Genomic DNA, 20,073 nt, shown 5'->3' with positions numbered 1-20,073 from the left:
TTTTTGCTTTTATAGTCTCTAGTTAGCGAAGCGTATAGTTTCTAGCATCAAAAAAAAACCGCAGGTGCTTTCACACCTACGGTTTCAAATAATTCACAGAACTCAGCTCTTCCTCACTCCTCGAGCGAAGCGTCCTCGTCCCTGCTCTATTACTCTACTTCTTCCATCTTACCTAATAAACCACGGATGCGAGCTTCAAAACTAGCTTGTTCATCACGTGCTTTCTGAGCTTCTTGCTCAACTTCAGAACGACCGTTATTTGCTTGCTCAAGATTTTGAGTTAGCTCTGCGTTCGTTTCTTTTAATTCTTCAACTTCCATTTGTAGCAGTGCGATTGTATCTACTGCCATCTGAACTTTAGCTTCTAGTTGTTCTAATATTTCTAAAGACATTCCTGCCACCTTAACTGTAATTCTAATTGAAATGCAGGGGCATTATTGATTCCCTGCGAAACTTGTTTTCTATTCTACTCAGCAATTGCAATTCTGCCATAGTGTTATTCATTAAATTGCATTATATGAACAAAAAAAAGACAGTTTTAACCAACATCTGACCTTATTTCTTAAGATTAAAACGAACCTCATACTAAAACTAGAAATTTAGCCTGATTATTTGAGTTCAACCACATGATTTTTAGTCCCATTATCTTCTTTAAATTTCATCAAAAATAACTCTTTCACCTAAAAAGCAAACGTTTCCTTTTTTGTTGTGATAAAATCTTCGCGATTTTTATCCATTCATCGATTATTCGGAGCAAATATGAAACGCGATCTAGCAATGGCTTTTTCTCGAGTTACTGAAGGTGCCGCACTGGCTGGTTACAAATGGCTTGGCCGTGGTGATAAAAACGCTGCCGATGGCGCTGCTGTTGAAGTAATGCGTACTCTTCTGAACAAAACTGACATCAGTGGTGAGATTGTTATTGGTGAAGGTGAGATCGATGATGCACCGATGCTATATATCGGCGAGACCGTCGGTACCGGTGGTGATGCCGTAGATATCGCAGTTGACCCAATTGAAGGAACTCGCATGACAGCAATGGGGCAATCCAATGCACTTGCTGTACTTGCTGCTGGCGAAAAAGGCAGTTTCTTAAAAGCGCCTGATATGTATATGGAAAAATTAGTTGTTGGTCCTGGTGCTAAAGGTGCAATCGACCTTAACCTTTCTCTCGAAGAAAACTTAGAGAATGTCGCTAAAGCATTAGGCAAAACACTGGATACACTAGTTGTAACCACACTTGCTAAACCTCGTCATGATGTCATGATCGCGAAAATGCAAAAAATGGGCGTTCGTGTATTTGCTGTGCCTGATGGCGATGTTGCGGCTTCAATCCTAACGTGTATGCCAGACAGTGAAGTTGACGTAATGTACTGTATCGGCGGAGCACCTGAAGGGGTAATTTCTGCTGCCGCTATCCGCGCATTAGATGGCGACATGCAAGCTCGTCTTCTTCCTCGTCACGAAGTGAAAGGCGATACAGAAGAAAACCGAGCTTATGGTGAAGAAGAACTCAAGCGCTGCAAAGAAATGGGCGTAGAAGCGAACGTTATCTTAAAAATGACAGACATGGCTCGTAGCGATGATGTTGTATTTGCAGCAACTGGGATCACGAAAGGTGATTTGCTAGAAGGCATTACTCGCCAAGGTAATATTGCGACAACTGAGACGCTGCTTATCCGTGGTCGTTGTCGTACCATTCGTCGCATTAAGTCGATTCATTACCTAGAGCGTAAAGACAAAGAAGTTAGAGATTTTATTCTTTAATTAAAAGCGGGAAGATCGGTCCTATGGGCCTAGTTCCTGTGACGTAAATTTGAACCGTGGATGTGAGAGCATCTGCGGTTTTTTATTTTAAGAGAATTCAAGTTTCAGATCGGTCGCAAGCTCCCTTGCTGGATTCAGGGGGATCGTTGTGGTTACAGCGAATAATAAACAATCCCCTCCCCTTAATAAGGGGAGGATTAGGGAGGGGTTACTACGATAAAGGTTGAATTGAGTTCATAGTTAACTTGATCTATGCGCTGTAAGTTCTGACCCCCTCCCAACCTCCCCCTTAGTAAGGGGAAGGAGCTAAAGTCAAAAGCAAGCGCCCTGAATCCTGACCTTTCATCTCAAAAAAGACACATGCCTTAAATATCCCTCATCCCACTTTTCCAAATATCAAAAAGCCGACTAAGCTGAATGTATTGTTATAAAAAGACAAGGAGTCAGCCAATGCCTAATTCTTATTATCAAACCGTCTTACCTTCATTTGACGAACTTAAAGCATTAGCAGAAAAGGATCCGGAACAATTAGAGGCATTACGCCACCAATTAAGTATGGAGTTTATTGGAAGCCTTCCAGAAGAGCATCAAGGACCATTACTGGCTCAACAAAGTCATATAGAACGTGTCATAAAAAGAGGCAATAACCCTAACCATATCAATATATTATTAGGACACGAACTCGGTAAGCAATTTGTTCGTTTTGCCAATTGCCTAAATAAACCCATGGATGAGCATCAAGCCGCCGATATTATTCAATTTCCTAATGCTCAATGTAAAATCAAACATTAAAAAATACGCAGGGGCTTTGTCTCGCAGCCGTACTTATTGACCCACTTTTTGAAAGCTTTCTTTTTCCATATCACGCACATTAATCGTGAGGCTATCAATATGGCTCGCCTGTTCTGCTAGTACATCCATTAATGCTCGACTGAGTTCTCTTTTTTGCTCAGTGGTTCTGCCTGACAGTAACTCGATGGTAATGTGAATAAAGTCCACACTGTTTCCTTTATCGCCAACTAACCATGAATGCACTCGAATCGCCCTTGATTTAACATCATCAACAGAAAACAGTTCCGAATCTATCGCCACTTGATGTAAGTCTTCTAACAAGCCCTGCATATTTAATCGCTCGTCTGCTGAATTTGAATATTCCATAACTAAGTGCGGCATCATTACTTCCTTGTTTGTGTAGCAGAATAAAAGTGATTACTTTTCCATCATTCAGTGAAAGAGATTAAGTTACAATCCCCTCAATAAAAAAGTGCCTAAGTTATCACACTTCATTCCACGTAAATTAATCTCAACATATTTCGCTTTTCAGTTCATAATCTTTCGCACTTCGAAATAAAAGCATTAAAATTATGCATAAAAATGATTTTAGACACTAAATCTGTCGTAAAATCTGTTATATTTTTACGCAAGTTTTTTACATTAATTTGAATTGGAGAGAATCCTATGCGTCATCCTGTAGTTATGGGTAACTGGAAATTAAACGGCAGCAAAGAAATGGTTGTTGATCTACTAAACGGTCTTAACGCTGAACTTGAAGGCGTTACAGGCGTAGACGTTGCAGTTGCTCCACCAGCACTATTTATTGACCTTGCTGAGCGTACGCTTACTGAAGCGGGCAGCGCGATCATCTTAGGTGCTCAAAACTCTGACCTAAACAACAGCGGTGCATTCACTGGCGACATGTCTCCAGCTATGCTGAAAGAATTTGGTGCTACACACATCATCATCGGTCACTCTGAGCGTCGTGAATACCACAACGAATCAGACGAGTTTGTTGCTAAGAAATTCGCTTTCCTAAAAGAAAACGGCCTAACTCCTGTTCTTTGTATCGGTGAATCTGATGCACAAAACGAAGCTGGCGAAACAATGGCTGTTTGTGCACGTCAACTTGACGCTGTTATCAACACTCAAGGCGTTGAAGCTCTTGAAGGCGCTATCATCGCTTATGAACCAATCTGGGCTATCGGTACTGGTAAAGCGGCTACAGCTGAAGATGCACAACGCATTCACGCCCAAATCCGTGCTCACATTGCTGAGAAATCAGAAGAAGTTGCTAAGAACGTTGTTATCCAATACGGCGGTTCTGTTAAGCCTGAAAACGCTGAAGCTTACTTCGCACAACCAGACATCGATGGTGCTCTAGTTGGCGGCGCAGCACTTGACGCGAAAAGCTTTGCAGCTATCGCTAAAGCAGCAGCTAAAGCAAAAGCTTAATTAAGATTCGAGAACCGAGGACGCTTCGCTCTAGGGGCGAGGAAGAACTTGGCTCTGTGAACAATTTGAAACCGTAGATGTGAAAGCATCTGCGGTTTTTTTTGTTTTTAATAGCAGGGTTGAGGGTGATTGCTGGAAACTATACGCTGCGCTGACTAGAACGCTTCGCTCTAGACACTGTAAGAACAAAAAGCGAGGTTTCAGGCAGAATTATAATCGCAAAAATTACAGCGACAAAGAACGGTTCTCCCCCTTAATTGCTAGGGTTATGAGGTCGGTATAATCAATATAAGGGGGAGTTAGAGGGGGTTGCTCATGTTTCCTTAATTATGAAGATAAATTCAAACCCATCACTAACAACCCTCCTAACCTCCCCTTATATCAACATCCTCAATCTCAATAAATCATCAATCAAAGGGAGGGAACTGTATTGTATTCGCTGAAATTACCAACAACTACAATCGGCCCCTCCCCCTTAGTAAGGGGGAGGCTGGGAGGGGGTGATCTTTCTACACGCACAAAAAAGCCGAGACATCTCTGCCTCGGCTTTTCAAACAAATTACACTATAAAGCGAATCAGTTTGTGGGGATGATTACATCATACCGCCCATTCCACCCATGCCGCCCATATCTGGCATAGAAGAACCTGAATCTTGTGGCTTATCAGTGATCATTGCTTCTGTTGTGATCATAAGACCCGCAACTGATGCAGCGAACTGAAGTGCAGAACGCGTTACTTTAGTTGGGTCAAGAATACCCATCTCGATCATGTCGCCGTAAACGCCTGTTGCTGCGTTATAACCGTAGTTATCTTCACCAGCGCGAACGTTGTTAGCAACAACTGAATCTTCTTCACCTGCGTTTTTAACGATTTGACGAAGTGGTGCTTCCATTGCGCGAAGTGCTAAACGGATACCCACAGTTTGCTCTTCGTTGTCGCCTTCAAGGCCAACAACCTTAGACGCAGCACGGATAAGTGCAACACCACCACCAGCAACAACACCTTCTTCAACGGCAGCACGAGTTGCGTGAAGTGCATCTTCAACACGGTCTTTCTTCTCTTTCATCTCAACTTCAGTCGCCGCACCCACTTTGATTACTGCAACACCGCCAGCAAGTTTAGCTACACGCTCTTGAAGTTTTTCTTTATCGTAGTCAGATGTCGCATCTTCGATTTGTTGACGAATTTGAGAAACACGGCCAGAGATAATAGCCTCATCACCAGCACCATCGATGATAGTTGTTGTTTCTTTCGTGATAGTTACACGCTTCGCTTGACCAAGATCTTCAAGAACTACTTTTTCAAGGTCTAGACCGATCTCTTCTGAAATTACAGAGCCCGCAGTTAATGCTGCAATATCTTGTAGCATTGCTTTACGACGGTCACCAAAACCAGGAGCTTTAACCGCTGCAACTTTAACGATACCACGCATGTTGTTCACAACTAGAGTAGCAAGCGCTTCGCCTTCAACATCTTCAGCGATGATTAGAAGAGGACGAGATGCTTTCGCTACTGCTTCAAGAGTTGGAAGCAATTCACGGATGTTTGATACTTTTTTATCAACAAGCAAGATGAATGGGCTCTCTAGATCAACAGAACCCGCTTCTTGGTTGTTTATGAAATATGGAGATAGGTAACCGCGGTCGAACTGCATGCCTTCAACAACGTCTAATTCGTCTTGAAGAGCTTGACCTTCTTCAACAGTGATAACGCCATCACGACCTACTTTTTCCATTGCTTCAGCAATAAGGTTACCAACAGTCGAATCAGAGTTTGCAGAGATAGTACCTACTTGCGCGATAGCTTTTGTATCAGCACATGGTACAGACAGCTCTTTAAGTGCTTCAACGGCAGCAATTACTGCTTTGTCGATACCACGTTTAAGATCCATTGGGTTCATGCCAGCAGCAACGGCTTTTAGGCCTTCAGCAATGATTGCTTGAGCAAGAACTGTCGCCGTTGTTGTTCCGTCGCCCGCCGCGTCATTCGCTTGCGAAGCCACTTCTTTAACCATTTGTGCGCCCATGTTTTGGAACTTGTCTTCAAGCTCGATTTCACGTGCAACAGAAACACCATCTTTAGTGATCGTTGGTGCGCCAAATGATTTATCTAAAACAACGTTACGACCCTTAGGACCTAATGTTACTTTTACCGCATCAGCCAGAACGTTTACACCTTCTAGCATTTTGATTCGTGCGTCATTACCAAATTTAACGTCTTTAGCAGCCATCTTTACTTTCCTTTTTAAATTCTTTTCTTAATATCGCTTTTAGTAGTATCGAAAATAGCAGAGTTCGAAAATCGAATTACTCAACGAGTGCTTATTATTCAACAATAGCCAGAATGTTGTATTCAGACATGATCAACACTTCTTTACCGTCGATCTTTTCTGCCTTGATGTTACCTTCTGCGAAGATCACTGAATCGCCTACTTTTACGTCTAATGGCTGTACAGAACCATTTTCTAAGATGCGGCCATTGCCAACAGCTAGAATAATACCGCGAGTTGATTTCTCAGCCGCTGAACCTGTTAATACAATGCCGCCTGCAGATTTTGATTCAGCTTCTTGGCGTTCAACGATCACTCGGTCATGTAAAGGACGGATATTCATTGCTCGTATCTCCTGATAATGTTCCATTTAAGAATAAAGTGCCATGATTTGGCTTTGGTTTATTAATGGGGTTTTTTGGGGGGGATTGCAAGGGCTTATGGTGCAAATATTTAAAGAACTAGAGGCTATACTTACCAACCCCTCCTAGCCTCCCCTTATATCAACATTTCCAATCTCAACAGTGCATCTATCAAGGGGAGGAACTGTATTGCGAATACTGTAATCACAACGACAAAGAAGGTTCTCCCCCTTAAGTACTATTTTGATGAGACCTACATAGTCAATACAAGGGGGAGCTAGAGGGGTTGACCATATTTTCTTAATTATGAAGGTAAATTCAAACTCATCACTAACAACCCCTCCTAGCCTCCCCTTATATCAATATTTCCAATCTCAACAGTGCATCTATCAAGGGGAGGAACTGTATTGTACGTATTGTCACAACAACGATCACCTCTGAAATCTGCCCTTCTTAGCTCTTCGCTTTTCCTCGCCCCTCGAGCGCAGCGTCCTCGAATCTCGTCCCTATTTCCTATACACTACTCATCCCACTACCATGCGAGAATGTCATGCAAGATAAACACGGTTTACTCACTCAACCCATCGCAGACATCTTATTAAAACTGACGACACCAATGGTGTTTGGCATGGTGGCGATATTACTTTTCAACCTTGTTGATACTTTTTTCATTTCTCTTTTAGGGACTGATGCGCTTGCAGCAGTCAGCTTTACCTTTCCAGTGACGTTTGCTGTTAACTGTATCACGATGGGTATTGGGGTTGGGCTATCAGCCTCTATTGGCCGCTTATTAGGTCAAGGCAACAGTCGTCATGCCGCGCAACTCACGACTCATGGCTTAATACTCGCCATTGGGTTAATCATCATCGCTTGCTTCATTGGTTTCTTTACCATTGATCCACTTTTTCGTTTACTTGGCGCTGAAGACAAACTCATTCCATTGATCCACCAATATATGTCAATTTGGTACCTCACTATTCCACTTCTTGTGATACCAATGTCGAGCAACAGTGCCATACGAGCGACCGGAGATACCACCACACCCGCGAAAATCATGATGCTCGCAGGGCTAATCAACGGCATACTCGACCCATTACTTATCTTTGGTTATGGCCCTTTTCCTGAGTTGGGGATCAAAGGCGCGGCTATCGCCAGTGGCATCAGTTGGTTTGGGGCTTTATGTGCCTCTTTTTATGTACTAACCCACAAAGTAAAACTACTTGCTCTGCCGAAGATGTCATCACTATTTAGTGATTGGAAGCAAATACTTTCGATAGGAACTCCTGCCGGTTTATCGACCGCGTTAAACCCTATTTCAGGGGCCATCTTAATGATGATGCTTGCCAGCCAAGGAACCGTTGCCGTCGCATCTTATGGTGCAGCGCAACGAGTCGAATCATTAATGCTGCTTGTTATGATCTCTCTCACCTCAGCATTAAGTCCTTTTGTGGCTCAGAACCTAGGAGCAAAACAGCCAGAAAGAGTCAAAGAAGCCATCTTTCTGGCCGTAAAATTTTCCGTATTATTCCAATTATTTCTTTATATTTTAATTGTTCCATTAAGTATTCCGCTGTCCCACTTATTTAGTCAGGATGGTTTAGTCCAACATGGATTATGGATGTATCTAATTTGTGTTCCGTTCAGTTATGGATTTCAAGGCATCATCATGGTGCTAGTCAGTAGCTTAAATGCGATGCAAAAACCGTTGCATTCTTTCAGTTGGAGCTTCATGCGATTATTTATATTTACGCTTCCAACCGCATGGGTTGGTAGTCATTATTATGGTATGGAAGGCTTATTTATAGGCATTGCTATAGGGAATATTCTTGGTGGTACCACGGCTTGGATTTACATAAAGCGCAGTAAGTTACTAGAGACGATAAGCTCTTAGGGTTCAGAGGTGATCGCGGTAATTGCAGCAAATGATATACAGTTCCCTCCCCTTAATAAGGGGAGGGTTAGGGAGGGGTTGTTGTGATGATGGTTGAATTGAATACAAATCCAACTTGATTAGACGCTGTTAGTTCTTGACCCCCTCCCAGCCTCCCCCTTAGTAAGGGGGAGGAGCTAAAAGCAACAGCAATCACCTCTGAACTCTTTGCTCTTAGCTTTTGCTTTTATAGGAGCGAAGCGATCTAGTCTCTAGCTAGCGCAGCGTATAGTTTCTGGCCCCTTTACTCACTTTGTAGTAAAATTACACAAAGTTATTTATTCGAATTTATTAAGTTATTGACGAGGAACACCTTTATGTCAGCTAAAAAGCCTATGGCTCTAGTTATTCTTGATGGTTACGGTCACCGTGAAGCTCAAGCAGATAACGCAATCACAAACGCAAATACTCCAGTTCTTGATGGCCTAATGGCTACTCGACCAAATACACTGATTTCTGCATCTGGTATGGACGTTGGTCTACCTGATGGTCAAATGGGTAACTCTGAAGTAGGTCACACAAACATCGGCGCTGGTCGTGTTGTATATCAAGATCTTACTCGCATCACTAAAGCTATCTCTGATGGTGAATTCCAAGAAAACGAAACGCTAGTTAACGCTATCGACAAAGCAGTTAAAGCAGACAAAGCTGTACACATCATGGGCCTTATGTCTCCAGGTGGCGTTCACTCTCATGAAGATCACATCTACGCAGCAGTAGAAATGGCAGCAGCACGTGGCGCAGAAAAAATCTACCTACACTGCTTCCTAGACGGACGCGATACTCCACCTCGTTCAGCTGAAAACTCTTTGAAAAACTTCCAAGAGCTATTCGCTAAACTAGGCAAAGGCCGTGTTGCTTCTCTAATTGGTCGTTACTACGCAATGGACCGTGATAATAACTGGGATCGCGTACAAAAGTCTTACGACCTAATGACTGAAGCAAAAGCAGTATTCACTTTTGATTCAGCGGTTGAAGGTCTTGAAGCGGCTTACGCTCGTGAAGAAAACGATGAGTTTGTACAAGCAACTGAAATCAAAGCAGAAGACGAAGAATCAGCAGCAATCGTTGATGGCGATGCGGTAATCTTCATGAACTACCGTGCTGACCGTGCTCGTGAAATTACACGTGCATTCGTTCCTGATTTCGATGGTTTTGCTCGTAACGTATTCCCAGCAATCGATTTTGTGATGCTGACTCAATACGCTGCAAACATTCCTCTTCTTTGCGCGTTCTCTCCTGCGTCTCTAGAGAACACCTACGGCGAGTGGTTATCTAAAGAAGGTCAAACTCAACTACGTATTTCTGAAACTGAAAAATACGCACACGTTACTTTCTTCTTCAACGGCGGTAAAGAAGACGAGTTTGAAGGCGAAGAGCGTCAACTTGTTGCTTCTCCAAAAGTAGCAACTTACGATCTACAACCTGAAATGAGCGCACCTGAGCTAACAGAAAAATTAGTTGCAGCAATCAAATCTGGTAAATATGACGCTATCATTTGTAACTTCCCTAACTGTGACATGGTTGGCCACACTGGCGTATACGAAGCTGCTGTTAAAGCAATGGAAGCTCTAGATGAGTGTATCGGTAAAGTGGTTGAAGCTATCAAAGAAGTTGATGGTCAAATGCTTATCACTGCCGATCACGGTAACGCTGAAATGATGATCAACCCTGAAACAGGTGGCGTTCACACCGCTCATACTAACCTTCCAGTTCCTCTTATCTACGTAGGTAGCAAAGAGATTGAATTTAAAGAAGGCGGTAAACTGTCTGACCTAGCTCCAACTATGCTAGCGCTAACTGATACAGCAATTCCTGCTGAAATGTCAGGTGAGATTCTTTTTAAATAAGAGTTTTAGATAGGCGATAAATTAAAATGCCCACAGGTTTTATGGCCTGTGGGCATTTTTTGTTTTAGGTTTCAGGAAAAGCGTAGAACAAGTGCAAGAGTTCAGAGGGAGGTGCTTTGACTCTTTGCTCCTCCCCCTTAATAAGGGGGAGGCTGGGAGGGGGTCAAGAACTAACAGCATATAAATCAAGTTAACTATGCACTCGATTTCACCTTCATCGTAACACCCCCTCCCTAAGCCTCCCCTTATTAAGGGGAGGGAACGTATTGCACTCGCTGAAACCACAACGATCCCCCTTAACTCAGCAAGGGAGCCTGCGACTGATCTAAACCCTGATCTTTCTTTTAATCTTTAACCATAGAACTACTGGACCACTCTTACCCCACTAGCACTCTTCCGCTCTTAATACCCTTTTGGATTATTCGACTGCCAACGCCACGTATCTTCTGTCATATCATCAAGAGACAACTTCGCTTCCCACTTCAACTCTTCACGAGCTTTCGCAGGGTCAGCCCAACATTCAGCAATGTCACCCGGACGACGTGGCGCAATTTTATAATGAACAGGAACCCCAGCCGTTTTAGAGAACGCTTCTGCCATCTGTAAAACACTGTAGCCTTTACCTGTGCCTAAGTTATAGATATGAAGACCCGCTTCTTTACCTTTGTATTTCAGAGCCGCTAAGTGACCATCAGCCAAATCAACAACATGAATGTAATCACGAACCCCAGTTCCATCAACGGTTGGGTAATCATCACCAAATACCGATAAAAACTCACGACGACCAACAGCCACTTGTGAGATGAAAGGCATTAGGTTATTTGGAATACCTTGTGGGTCTTCACCCATGGTGCCTGATTTATGAGAGCCAACAGGATTAAAGTAACGCAATAATGTCACGCTCATTTCAGGGTGCGCTTTTTGAATATCAGTTAAGCACTCTTCAACAATCAACTTACTACGTCCATACGGATTCGTTGCTGATGTTGGGAAGTTTTCATTAATTGGCACAGATGCAGGGTCACCATAAACGGTTGCTGATGAGCTAAATACAATGCTGTTAACCCCCGCCTTACGCATCGCTTCAACTAATACTAACGTACCTGAAACATTGTTATCGTAATACATGATTGGTTTTTCAACCGATTCGCCCACCGCTTTTAAACCAGCAAAGTGAATAACACTATCAATTTCATTTTCAGCAAAGATGGTTGCTAAGATTTGAGGATCACGAATATCACCCTCATAAAATTTAGGTTTTACACCAACCAAAGCTTCAATGCGATCAAGCACCACTTCTTTACTGTTGTATAAGTTATCTAGAATGATTGGCGTTAAGCCCGCTTCAATCATTTGTACACATGTGTGGCTACCGATGTAGCCCATGCCGCCAGTGACTAAAATATTCATTTTGTGTCCTAATTATTATTTTTTAAAAGCGAGTAGTATCCGCTTCAATATTCAAAATATTATAAATTTGTTAAATAAAATTCAGATTGCTACGCTCGCGGAATTCAAAGGAGGTCGCTTTTGGCTTTTAGATCCTCCCCCTTATTAAGGGAAGGAACAGTATTGTGGTCGTTGCAACAACCACGACCAATCCGAGTTCTAATCTCGCTTTTGATCTTCCTGAAACCTGAATCCTACGCTTTTGCTTTACGCTCTAATATTTACTCTCAACCACAGTAACGAACTCTGCAATTGACTCTTTCGGCAATGCATTAATTCCTGCCGCGGCTTCACGTCCACCACCGGTTGCAAACGAGCTACAGATCTCTCCTGCACCTTGTTTATTATTCAGCGGCGCTCGCAGTGACACCATATACGTGCCATCCACATTTTGCGTTAATACCGCATGTGCCGAGTTCGGGTATTTATTTGCGAGAAGATTACCATATACCCCACTAATACGACGAGCCCATGCTTCATTTGGCAGTTCAAATACGCTCAATTTCTCACTTTTGTACTGAGCTTCAATCGATAATGCATTATCCATATCGGATAAATACGCCTTTTTAAGCGTATAAAATGGAGACTCTGTATCAGCGATCAAATCAAAAGGGGATGGATACTTTAACAACGCTTGATACAACTCGGCCGGTTCAAAATGCAAATCCTCAACCTTCGCCCCATAGCCATTATAGTTAATTAATGTCCCCAATTCTTTAAGCTCTAATTTTTGCTTTAAAGAAAATCCAGCAGTCTCTGCAAGCTCGTCGGCTTTTGCTATTAAGTTATCACCATAGGCTGCGGTAATTGCCCAGTCATGGAATTGACCGCCGAGCAGATTATCAATAATCAAAGCTGTGCACGCATTCGCATCTAAATCGATATAAGCCGATAAATTATTATGCTCAGGAATATCACCAGAGCGGTGGTGATCGGCATAAAATACCGCCGCGCCAGACTCTAAAATGAGCTTTAGGGCTACGATGTTCTTTTCCATTGAGAGATCTAAAATAGTGACATTATCCCCTGCTTGAGGCGTAATATTTTGAACCAATTGGATATCACGTTTAATACCCGTCACTAAGATAGATTCTTGTGGATAAGCAAAACGAAGTTGAAGAAGCGCAATAATGCCATCAGCATCACCATTAAAAATATCGTAGTTCATATACCAATCCATTGTTATTTATTTTCTTTGGATAATATAGCATGACTAGAAACCGCATTCAGGGCGCGGCACTTGCAAGATTGAGGAGAAATGCTTTTCCCCTTTATCAACATTATCACTCGGCTGCATCATTTTAATATAAGGGGGAAGTTGAGAGGGATTGATTATTCATAACTAGAAACGATACGTTGTACTAACTAAACCACTTCGAATAAGAGCAAAAAAAGCGGATACAACCAAATCAGTCATATCCGCTCTCTCTTTTAAGCTCTTACTCGCCGCTATAGGACGAAGTCCGTCCTCGTCTCTCGGAGCGAAGCGCCCTGCTTTTAGTCACTACCAAACAAATCGCGGGTATACACTTTACCTTCAACGTCTGCGAGTTCTTCCATCATACGATTTGATACGATCACATCAGAGACTTGTTTAAATTCATTCAAATCTTCAATAACACGTGAATTAAAGAAATCCGCTTCTTTCAAGACAGGTTCATACACAACCACTTCAACCCCTTTGGCTTTCAAGCGTTTCATGATGCCTTGAATTGAAGAAGCTCGAAAGTTATCCGATCCCGCTTTCATAATTAAACGATAGATACCCACAACGTTAGGGTTGCGCTTCATGATTGACTCAGCAACAAAGTCCTTACGAGTGCGGTTTGCATCTACAATCGCACCAATAATGTTATTTGGGACTTCTTGGTAATTTGCTAATAGCTGCTTGGTGTCTTTTGGTAAGCAATATCCGCCATAACCAAACGAGGGATTATTGTAGTGATTGCCAATTCGAGGATCTAAACCAACACCTTCAATGATCTGACGAGCATCCAACCCATGCGCTTCAGCGTAAGAGTCTAGTTCATTAAAGTAAGCCACACGTAAAGCGAGGTACGTGTTAGAGAACAACTTCACCCCTTCCGCTTCTGTTGAGTGCGTTAATAAAACATCAATATTATCTTTAATCGCCCCTTGCACCAATAAATTAGCAAACACTTGCGCACGATCAGATTGCTCACCCACAATAATGCGAGAAGGGTGAAGATTATCAAACAAAGCACGACCTTCACGTAAGAACTCAGGTGAAAATATAATGTTGTCACACGCTAGCTCTTGCTTAATACGCTCCGTATAACCCACAGGAACAGTCGATTTAATTACCATCACCGCATTTGGGTTAATCGCCATTACGTCTTTAATCACCGCTTCAACTGAACCTGTATTAAAATAGTTAGTCACGGGGTCATAATCAGTTGGTGTCGCAATAATGACATACTCAGCCTCTTTGTATGCCAGTTCTTTATCAAGCGTTGCTATTAGGTTTAATTCTTTATTGGCAAGAAAGTCTTCAATCTCTACATCTGAAATCGGTGACTGCTTATTGTTAATTAGCTCAATCTTTTCCGCCATGATATCAACCGCAATCACTTCATTATGCTGTGCTAATAGCACTGCATTTGAAAGGCCAACGTAACCTGTACCTGCAATGGCAATTTTCATTATTGTTATCCTTAGGGGAATTTAACTGAGTTGATTATAAATCAAATGAAAAGTAGTGACGATACGCTGGCTCTTATTGCTCTATGCCTAGGATAACAAGAGTCAGCTTCATCTGTAAAAATGGGAAAATAAACGGTCACTCTAACGATTAATTACAACAACGGCTACTCTCAACTTTCCCCGCTTTCCACACTAAATCACCAATTCCGTCTACAGGAGAAAACCCCGTAGGAGCGTCGATTAATAATTGGCGAATTGTTTCATGCTCAAATCCGTTGCATGCTGAATCTAATTTATCAAGCAGATCGTTATACTCGTTTAATGGTAAAAAAACTTCATGGGCAGTCATTATCCGCTCATGCTCTGTTTTACCCACATGGTCTCCAATAAGTAACTCTTCATAAAGCTTCTCACCAGGGCGGAGGCCTGTGCATAGTATTTCAATATCGCCACCAAGATTGTCATTATCTTTGACTTCTAAACCAGATAAATTAATTAAGTTCCGAGCAAGATCTGCGATCTTCACCGATTCACCCATATCCAACACAAATACATCTCCACCTTTGCCCATAGAGCCCGCTTGAATCACTAATTGGGCGGCTTCAGGAATCGTCATGAAATAACGAGTGATATCAGGGTGTGTTAATGTGATTGGTCCACCTTTTGCTATCTGCTTCTTAAACAAAGGAATAACAGAACCAGATGAACCAAGAACATTACCAAAGCGAACCATGCAGAATCGGGTACCCTTCTCTTTTTTATTTTCTTTCTCAGCTAATGCTTGTAAACCAAGTTCAGCCATTCTCTTAGTCGTACCCATTACATTTGTAGGGCGAACGGCTTTATCTGTTGAAATCAGAACAAAAGATTCAACTTTCGCCTCAATAGCTGCCCTTGCTGTATAATTAGTCCCAAAAATATTATTACGAATCCCTTCAACCACATTATATTCGACTAACGGAACATGTTTATAAGCGGCTGCATGATAAACCGTTTGAACTTGAAATGTTTTCATCGTCGTAATTAAGCGATTTAAGCGCTGTACAGATCCCAACAAAGGAACGATTTGAACAGACAACTCTTCAGTAGCAACCAATTGAGATAATTCACGTTCAACTTGGTATAAAGCAAATTCTGACAGCTCAAATAAAATGAGTACCTTTGGTTTATTACGGATAATTTGTCGACAAAGTTCAGAACCAATAGAACCTCCAGCCCCTGTCACCATTACCACTTTACCTTTAATATTGGCTTCCATTAATTCTTGTTGAGGAGCCACAGGATCACGCCCTAATAAATCATCAATAGAGACTTCTTTCAATTCACCAATAGAAAGTTTCCCATTAACCAAATCGTCCAAATTAGGAATCGTTAACACTTCAAGATGACGCTGGGCGAGCGATTCTATAATCTTTTTTTTCTGGTCTTGCGTTGCTGATGGTATCGCCAATAACACAGTACTAACACTGTGTTTTTTTGTCAGCCAATCTAAATATTTAGGACGAAATATAGTAATTCCTTGCATCGTTGTCTTATGTTTTTTTCTATCATCATCAATAAATGCCATTGGATGATATTCTTTACCTTGACGCAACATATTTGCCAACTGTAATCCCGCAGAGCCAGCACCATAAATAAGGATCTTCTTTTTTTGTTTTCCTAATACATCAGACAATAATAGACGCACAAGTAAACGTGAACCACCACATAAAACGACCAAGTAAGTTACATAAATAATAGGCACAGAACGAGGCATGTACAAATAATTAAAATAAGAAAAAAATACGATAAAAGCAGAAGAAAGAATAGCTGATATACAAATACTTAATACAGCATGTAGGCTTAAATAACGGAGAATAGCTCTATATAAACCACTTTTAGTAAACACAAGTAGAGTACATGGTATTAAAATCGCAAGTAGCTTCCAATAAGACTCTTCAAAAATATAACTATCAATCGAATCTAAACGGGTAGCAAAAGCTCCCCAAAAAGCAAGGGTGATAAATAAAATATCAACAACAACACTAACAAAGCGCTTCATTGGCCTTGGCATACCCCAAATCGGTTGTAAAAATTGCATGGTTATTCTCTTTTATTATTTAATGGCATCGCCCGAGCCGCTTCCTGTAACTGTCATTATTATATATTTAAAATAGAGCTTAATAGTGAGCGAATCGATCATTATTTTATCTGTTTTAGCTAATAGTTCAGGTGTCGACATATCAATATTCTGCACTTGAGCAAGGCCTGTAACTCCAGGAAGTACATCATATACTCCTAAAGTATCTCTCTCTTTAATTAACTCTTTTTGGTTAAAAAGATTTGGTCTTGGCCCAACTAAACTCATCTCACCTTTGGCGACATTAATCAATTGTGGCAATTCATCAATTTTAGTTTTACGCAAAAAAGCACCTAGCTTTGTAATTGATGAATGATTAGCCAAATGACTTGCTACTGACTTTGTTTCAACAGACATTGTGCGAAATTTAATAAGTTTAAATGATTTCTTATTACGTCCTACACGCTCTTGTACAAAAATTGGAGAGCCAGTATCAAACAGACCGATAATGACGACAATTAACAAAATTGGCCATAAAAACAATAAACCTAAACAAGCGGCCAGAAAATCTATACTGCGGATCATATAATCTCTCTTATTTTTTTTCTTTAAGAAAAGCCATCGACTCTTCCATGGTATAAGGTGGTACCCAATCTAAGACATCTTTCAAATTAGATGAATCAACTTCAAGAGTACCGACAAGCTGCTCAATCATTATCGATTTTCCTAACAACTTTCCCGTTAGACGCATTAAACCAACTGGAAAAGGTAATTGTATTAAATTGGTACCAAGTCCTTTGGCTATAGCATTCGTAAATTCTTTAATCGATACGGCTTCATTTTCAGAAGCTAAAAATGTATGTCCAGTAGCCTTTGGTTCATTTGCACAAGTAATCAATAAATCTGCGAGATTTTGAACCGAAATAAAATCACGCTTATTATTTACTAAACCAAATGGCAATACTGGTACTTTATTTATCAAACGTGTCAGAGCACCAAAATTCCCTGGAGCATTAGGACCATAAACTAAAGTTGGCCTAACAATAACAACTTCTAATCCTGTTTCACCTGCAATTTTTTTTAGTCCAACTTCAGCATCATACTTTGATTGTGTTTGGGCTGAAAATAACCCTTTATTTTCATCAATAGAAGCCGTACTAACAAAAACAAACCTTGTAACACCATTAGCTACCGCATCTCTTGCTAACTTCAGTGTACCTAACGTATTTGTTTCAAATATTGCATCTGAATTTGTCGATTTATTATGAGCAATACCAGCTAAATGTATGATGACATCAATATTGATAAATGCAGTATTCCAAGAAGTACTCTTATTTATATCCTCAACAATAAATGTTTCACTGATTAATTTATTTTTATAAGATTCTCGGACTACACATCGATGAATATTACTCATTTTATCTTGAAGTAATACCTGCTGCCCTATAAAGCCAGTAACACCAGATAATAAAATATTCATATTAATTAACCTTCAATACATCATTTAAAATTGTTTCTAAACGCGTAACTAATTTTTCTTTACTAAAAAATAAGTCCGCATATCTTTTACCATTAGAACCTAACGTATTTCTTTCAACTAAAGACATTTCACTTATTATTTTAATTTTTTGATACAATGAATTAGCATCACTTGCTGAACAGGTTAAACCACAATTAGCATTATTTATTAATTTTGCTCCCTCACCATCAAGCATTGCCAAAATAGGTAATGACGATAGCATATACGATTGTATTTTCCCTGGTATTGTTCGTTCGAAAATATCATCAGGCTTTAAAGATACCAATGCCAGATCTGCTTTTGAATAAAAATCGGGCATCCTTTCTAAAGGGTGCTGGCCATGCAGCACAAATAGATCATCTAACTGATTTTTTTTTATTTCAGATTCAAGCCAATTAAATTTACGTCCATTCCCAACGATAGAGAAGACAACATTAACTTTATTTTCTTTTAAGATTTTCGCGCATTCAACAATTGACTCAAAATCTTGAGCATCCCCGATATTTCCAGCAAAAAGGATAGTCAACATTGGTACTTCCTGATTTTTTTCACAAAAAATATTAAATTGGTCTTCAGCCCAATTAGGAAATAGTTCTAACTTAGTATTAGCACCACTACGTCGACGAACAGCGTCTAAATAAGATTCTGATTGTCCCAAAATTACATCACAGTGCTTGTATATCCATGAGACTAAATTCCCCACAATATTTAATGCCTTTTTAGATTTAATCATTCCTACAGCCTCTAATGATTCAGGCCATAGATCTAAAGACCACATTACTATTGGTATACTTTTAGCATACTTAAAAGAAATAGCAGGAATAGCAGCGGTTACAGGACTTAATTGACACACAAGGATAACGTCAAACTCTTCACCTCTTAGCTTTAATGGGCCATAGAGTGAGCCAGATAATACAAACGACAAATAATTCAATAATAAATTTATACTGCCTTTTTTACGAGTATAAATAGGTGTTCGAATAATAGGCATATCATGAAAGTAGCTAAATGATGCGGGATCTTTTTTATATTCCTCAAACAGTTCACCTGAAGGATAATTTGGTTGTCCAGTAAATATTGTTATCTCGTGACCACGTTCTTTTAATGCAACACTCAAATCATTAATTCTAAAATTTTCAGGCCAAAAGTATTGGCTAACAACAAGAATTTTCACAAAAGCTCCAGATAAAAGATAAAAATAAGGGGCTATTATAAGCCCATCATTTCTTTAATATTCTTTCCACACAACACGTTTAACGTAATCCGTATAAGAATGAATAATTCTCACCATTTTATCAGATACATTTGGCATACTATAATCATACACTGGACGCAGTAAACGTTCATGTCCACTTGGCTGAGATTCTAATATTTGCAATGCTTGCATCACACGTTCAACACTTAACCCCACCATCATTACTGATGCTTCTTCCATCCCTTCAGGACGTTCATGTGCTTCACGTAAATTTAACGCTGGAAAATTCATGATAGAAGATTCTTCATTAATAGTACCACTATCTGATAATACTACCTTAGCGTTTTTCTGTAGATGATTATAATCATGAAAACCTAGCGGTTTAAGCAATTGTATATTCTTATGAAATTCGATACCTTGAGCTTCAATTCGATTACGCGTTCGAGGGTGCGTAGATACAATCACAGGGAAATTATAATGTTCAGCTACTTTATTTAACGTCTCTGTTAATTTTGCTAAATGTTTCGGAGAATCAACATTCTCTTCACGGTGAGCACTAACTACAAAAAACTGACCTTTTTGTAAGCCTAAACGAGATAACACATCAGATGCATCAATTTGAGGCATATAATGATTCAATACCTCAAACATAGGGCTGCCCGTTTTAATTACGCGATCCGCTGGCAAACCTTCAGCTAAAAGATAATCACGAGCAATGCTACTATAAGTTAAATTAACATCCGCAGTATGGTCAACAATACGTCGATTTGTTTCTTCTG

At 40.5% G+C, this 20,073-nt stretch carries 17 protein-coding genes; 5 read left to right on the top strand and 12 right to left on the bottom strand.

Annotated elements, in window-relative coordinates; all coding sequences use genetic code 11:
- Window positions 1-149 precede the first annotated feature (149 nt).
- Entirely contained in the window at window positions 150-392 is a 243-nt protein-coding gene (gene zapB / locus AACV33_RS13640) for a cell division protein ZapB (protein WP_012549125.1), read from the bottom strand.
- 367 nt (window positions 393-759) lie between these two features.
- Here zapB and glpX point away from each other — a divergent pair, with 367 nt between their 5' ends.
- The gene (gene glpX, locus AACV33_RS13635) at window positions 760-1,767 is read left to right on the top strand and encodes a class II fructose-bisphosphatase (RefSeq protein ID WP_017020406.1); all 1,008 of its coding nucleotides are present in this window, start codon (window positions 760-762) and stop codon (window positions 1,765-1,767) included.
- A gap of 450 nt (window positions 1,768-2,217) precedes the next feature.
- Complete coding sequence (locus tag AACV33_RS13630; RefSeq protein WP_182700311.1) at window positions 2,218-2,559, top strand: DUF3135 domain-containing protein; 342 nt, start codon at window positions 2,218-2,220, stop codon at window positions 2,557-2,559.
- A 33-nt stretch (window positions 2,560-2,592) separates the two neighbouring features.
- On the opposite strand, the gene AACV33_RS13625 is transcribed toward AACV33_RS13630, so the two are convergent.
- On the bottom strand, window positions 2,593-2,940 hold the full coding sequence (locus tag AACV33_RS13625; protein WP_026025268.1) for a 5-carboxymethyl-2-hydroxymuconate Delta-isomerase: 348 nt from the start codon (window positions 2,938-2,940) through the stop codon (window positions 2,593-2,595).
- Between the two features lie 285 nt (window positions 2,941-3,225).
- Between AACV33_RS13625 and tpiA the strand changes: the two genes are divergently transcribed.
- On the top strand, window positions 3,226-3,996 hold the full coding sequence (gene tpiA / locus AACV33_RS13620; protein WP_012549122.1) for a triose-phosphate isomerase: 771 nt from the start codon (window positions 3,226-3,228) through the stop codon (window positions 3,994-3,996).
- Window positions 3,997-4,589: 593 nt separating this feature from the next.
- On the opposite strand, the gene groL is transcribed toward tpiA, so the two are convergent.
- Together groL and AACV33_RS13610 are read right to left on the bottom strand one after the other, a co-directional pair.
- Window positions 4,590-6,227: a chaperonin GroEL gene (gene groL / locus AACV33_RS13615; RefSeq protein ID WP_182700310.1), complete on the bottom strand. Its 1,638-nt coding sequence runs from the start codon at window positions 6,225-6,227 to the stop codon at window positions 4,590-4,592.
- A 94-nt stretch (window positions 6,228-6,321) separates the two neighbouring features.
- Window positions 6,322-6,609, bottom strand: coding sequence for a co-chaperone GroES (locus tag AACV33_RS13610; RefSeq protein ID WP_017022481.1), 288 nt, complete (start codon window positions 6,607-6,609; stop codon window positions 6,322-6,324).
- A gap of 569 nt (window positions 6,610-7,178) precedes the next feature.
- On the opposite strand from AACV33_RS13610, the gene AACV33_RS13605 reads away from it, so the two are divergent.
- Together AACV33_RS13605 and gpmM are read left to right on the top strand one after the other, a co-directional pair.
- Window positions 7,179-8,519: an MATE family efflux transporter gene (locus AACV33_RS13605; protein ID WP_182700309.1), complete on the top strand. Its 1,341-nt coding sequence runs from the start codon at window positions 7,179-7,181 to the stop codon at window positions 8,517-8,519.
- Window positions 8,520-8,875: 356 nt separating this feature from the next.
- The gene (gene gpmM, locus AACV33_RS13600) at window positions 8,876-10,408 is read left to right on the top strand and encodes a 2,3-bisphosphoglycerate-independent phosphoglycerate mutase (RefSeq protein ID WP_182700308.1); all 1,533 of its coding nucleotides are present in this window, start codon (window positions 8,876-8,878) and stop codon (window positions 10,406-10,408) included.
- Between the two features lie 402 nt (window positions 10,409-10,810).
- Here the strand turns inward: gpmM and galE are convergent, their stop codons facing one another.
- The 8 genes from galE to AACV33_RS13560 all read right to left on the bottom strand — a co-directional run.
- Window positions 10,811-11,818 (bottom strand): UDP-glucose 4-epimerase GalE, encoded by a 1,008-nt coding sequence (gene galE / locus AACV33_RS13595; RefSeq protein ID WP_182700307.1) that lies wholly within the window; start codon window positions 11,816-11,818, stop codon window positions 10,811-10,813.
- A gap of 253 nt (window positions 11,819-12,071) precedes the next feature.
- Window positions 12,072-13,025: a DHH family phosphoesterase gene (locus tag AACV33_RS13590; RefSeq protein WP_182700306.1), complete on the bottom strand. Its 954-nt coding sequence runs from the start codon at window positions 13,023-13,025 to the stop codon at window positions 12,072-12,074.
- A gap of 329 nt (window positions 13,026-13,354) precedes the next feature.
- Complete coding sequence (locus AACV33_RS13585; protein WP_182700305.1) at window positions 13,355-14,521, bottom strand: nucleotide sugar dehydrogenase; 1,167 nt, start codon at window positions 14,519-14,521, stop codon at window positions 13,355-13,357.
- Between the two features lie 148 nt (window positions 14,522-14,669).
- Window positions 14,670-16,601: a polysaccharide biosynthesis protein gene (locus tag AACV33_RS13580; protein WP_182700304.1), complete on the bottom strand. Its 1,932-nt coding sequence runs from the start codon at window positions 16,599-16,601 to the stop codon at window positions 14,670-14,672.
- A 15-nt stretch (window positions 16,602-16,616) separates the two neighbouring features.
- Entirely contained in the window at window positions 16,617-17,165 is a 549-nt protein-coding gene (locus tag AACV33_RS13575; protein WP_182700303.1) for a sugar transferase, read from the bottom strand.
- A 10-nt stretch (window positions 17,166-17,175) separates the two neighbouring features.
- Complete coding sequence (locus AACV33_RS13570; protein WP_182700302.1) at window positions 17,176-18,060, bottom strand: NAD-dependent epimerase/dehydratase family protein; 885 nt, start codon at window positions 18,058-18,060, stop codon at window positions 17,176-17,178.
- A 1-nt stretch (window position 18,061) separates the two neighbouring features.
- Window positions 18,062-19,273, bottom strand: coding sequence for a glycosyltransferase (locus AACV33_RS13565; protein ID WP_182700301.1), 1,212 nt, complete (start codon window positions 19,271-19,273; stop codon window positions 18,062-18,064).
- 54 nt (window positions 19,274-19,327) lie between these two features.
- Window positions 19,328-20,073, bottom strand: a 746-nt coding sequence (locus AACV33_RS13560; protein WP_182700300.1) for a UDP-N-acetyl glucosamine 2-epimerase, incomplete at its 5' end; no start/stop codon positions are given.

Source organism: Aliivibrio sp. SR45-2, assembly GCF_963890165.1.
GTDB lineage: Bacteria > Pseudomonadota > Gammaproteobacteria > Enterobacterales > Vibrionaceae > Aliivibrio > Aliivibrio salmonicida.
The sequence above is the reverse complement of the archived record's forward strand: the minus strand, read 5'-3'. Positions and strand labels throughout refer to the sequence as shown.

Bases quoted from the DNA above. Each gene is read 5' to 3' on its own strand.
- zapB (WP_012549125.1), bottom strand. From the start codon at position 392: ATGTCTTTAGAAATATTAGAACAACTAGAAGCTAAAGTTCAGATGGCA.
- glpX (WP_017020406.1), top strand. From the start codon at position 760: ATGAAACGCGATCTAGCAATGGCTTTTTCTCGAGTTACTGAAGGTGCC.
- AACV33_RS13630 (WP_182700311.1), top strand. From the start codon at position 2,218: ATGCCTAATTCTTATTATCAAACCGTCTTACCTTCATTTGACGAACTT.
- AACV33_RS13625 (WP_026025268.1), bottom strand. From the start codon at position 2,940: ATGCCGCACTTAGTTATGGAATATTCAAATTCAGCAGACGAGCGATTA.
- tpiA (WP_012549122.1), top strand. From the start codon at position 3,226: ATGCGTCATCCTGTAGTTATGGGTAACTGGAAATTAAACGGCAGCAAA.
- groL (WP_182700310.1), bottom strand. From the start codon at position 6,227: ATGGCTGCTAAAGACGTTAAATTTGGTAATGACGCACGAATCAAAATG.
- AACV33_RS13610 (WP_017022481.1), bottom strand. From the start codon at position 6,609: ATGAATATCCGTCCTTTACATGACCGAGTGATCGTTGAACGCCAAGAA.
- AACV33_RS13605 (WP_182700309.1), top strand. From the start codon at position 7,179: ATGCAAGATAAACACGGTTTACTCACTCAACCCATCGCAGACATCTTA.
- gpmM (WP_182700308.1), top strand. From the start codon at position 8,876: ATGTCAGCTAAAAAGCCTATGGCTCTAGTTATTCTTGATGGTTACGGT.
- galE (WP_182700307.1), bottom strand. From the start codon at position 11,818: ATGAATATTTTAGTCACTGGCGGCATGGGCTACATCGGTAGCCACACA.
- AACV33_RS13590 (WP_182700306.1), bottom strand. From the start codon at position 13,025: ATGAACTACGATATTTTTAATGGTGATGCTGATGGCATTATTGCGCTT.
- AACV33_RS13585 (WP_182700305.1), bottom strand. From the start codon at position 14,521: ATGAAAATTGCCATTGCAGGTACAGGTTACGTTGGCCTTTCAAATGCA.
- AACV33_RS13580 (WP_182700304.1), bottom strand. From the start codon at position 16,601: ATGCAATTTTTACAACCGATTTGGGGTATGCCAAGGCCAATGAAGCGC.
- AACV33_RS13575 (WP_182700303.1), bottom strand. From the start codon at position 17,165: ATGATCCGCAGTATAGATTTTCTGGCCGCTTGTTTAGGTTTATTGTTT.
- AACV33_RS13570 (WP_182700302.1), bottom strand. From the start codon at position 18,060: ATGAATATTTTATTATCTGGTGTTACTGGCTTTATAGGGCAGCAGGTA.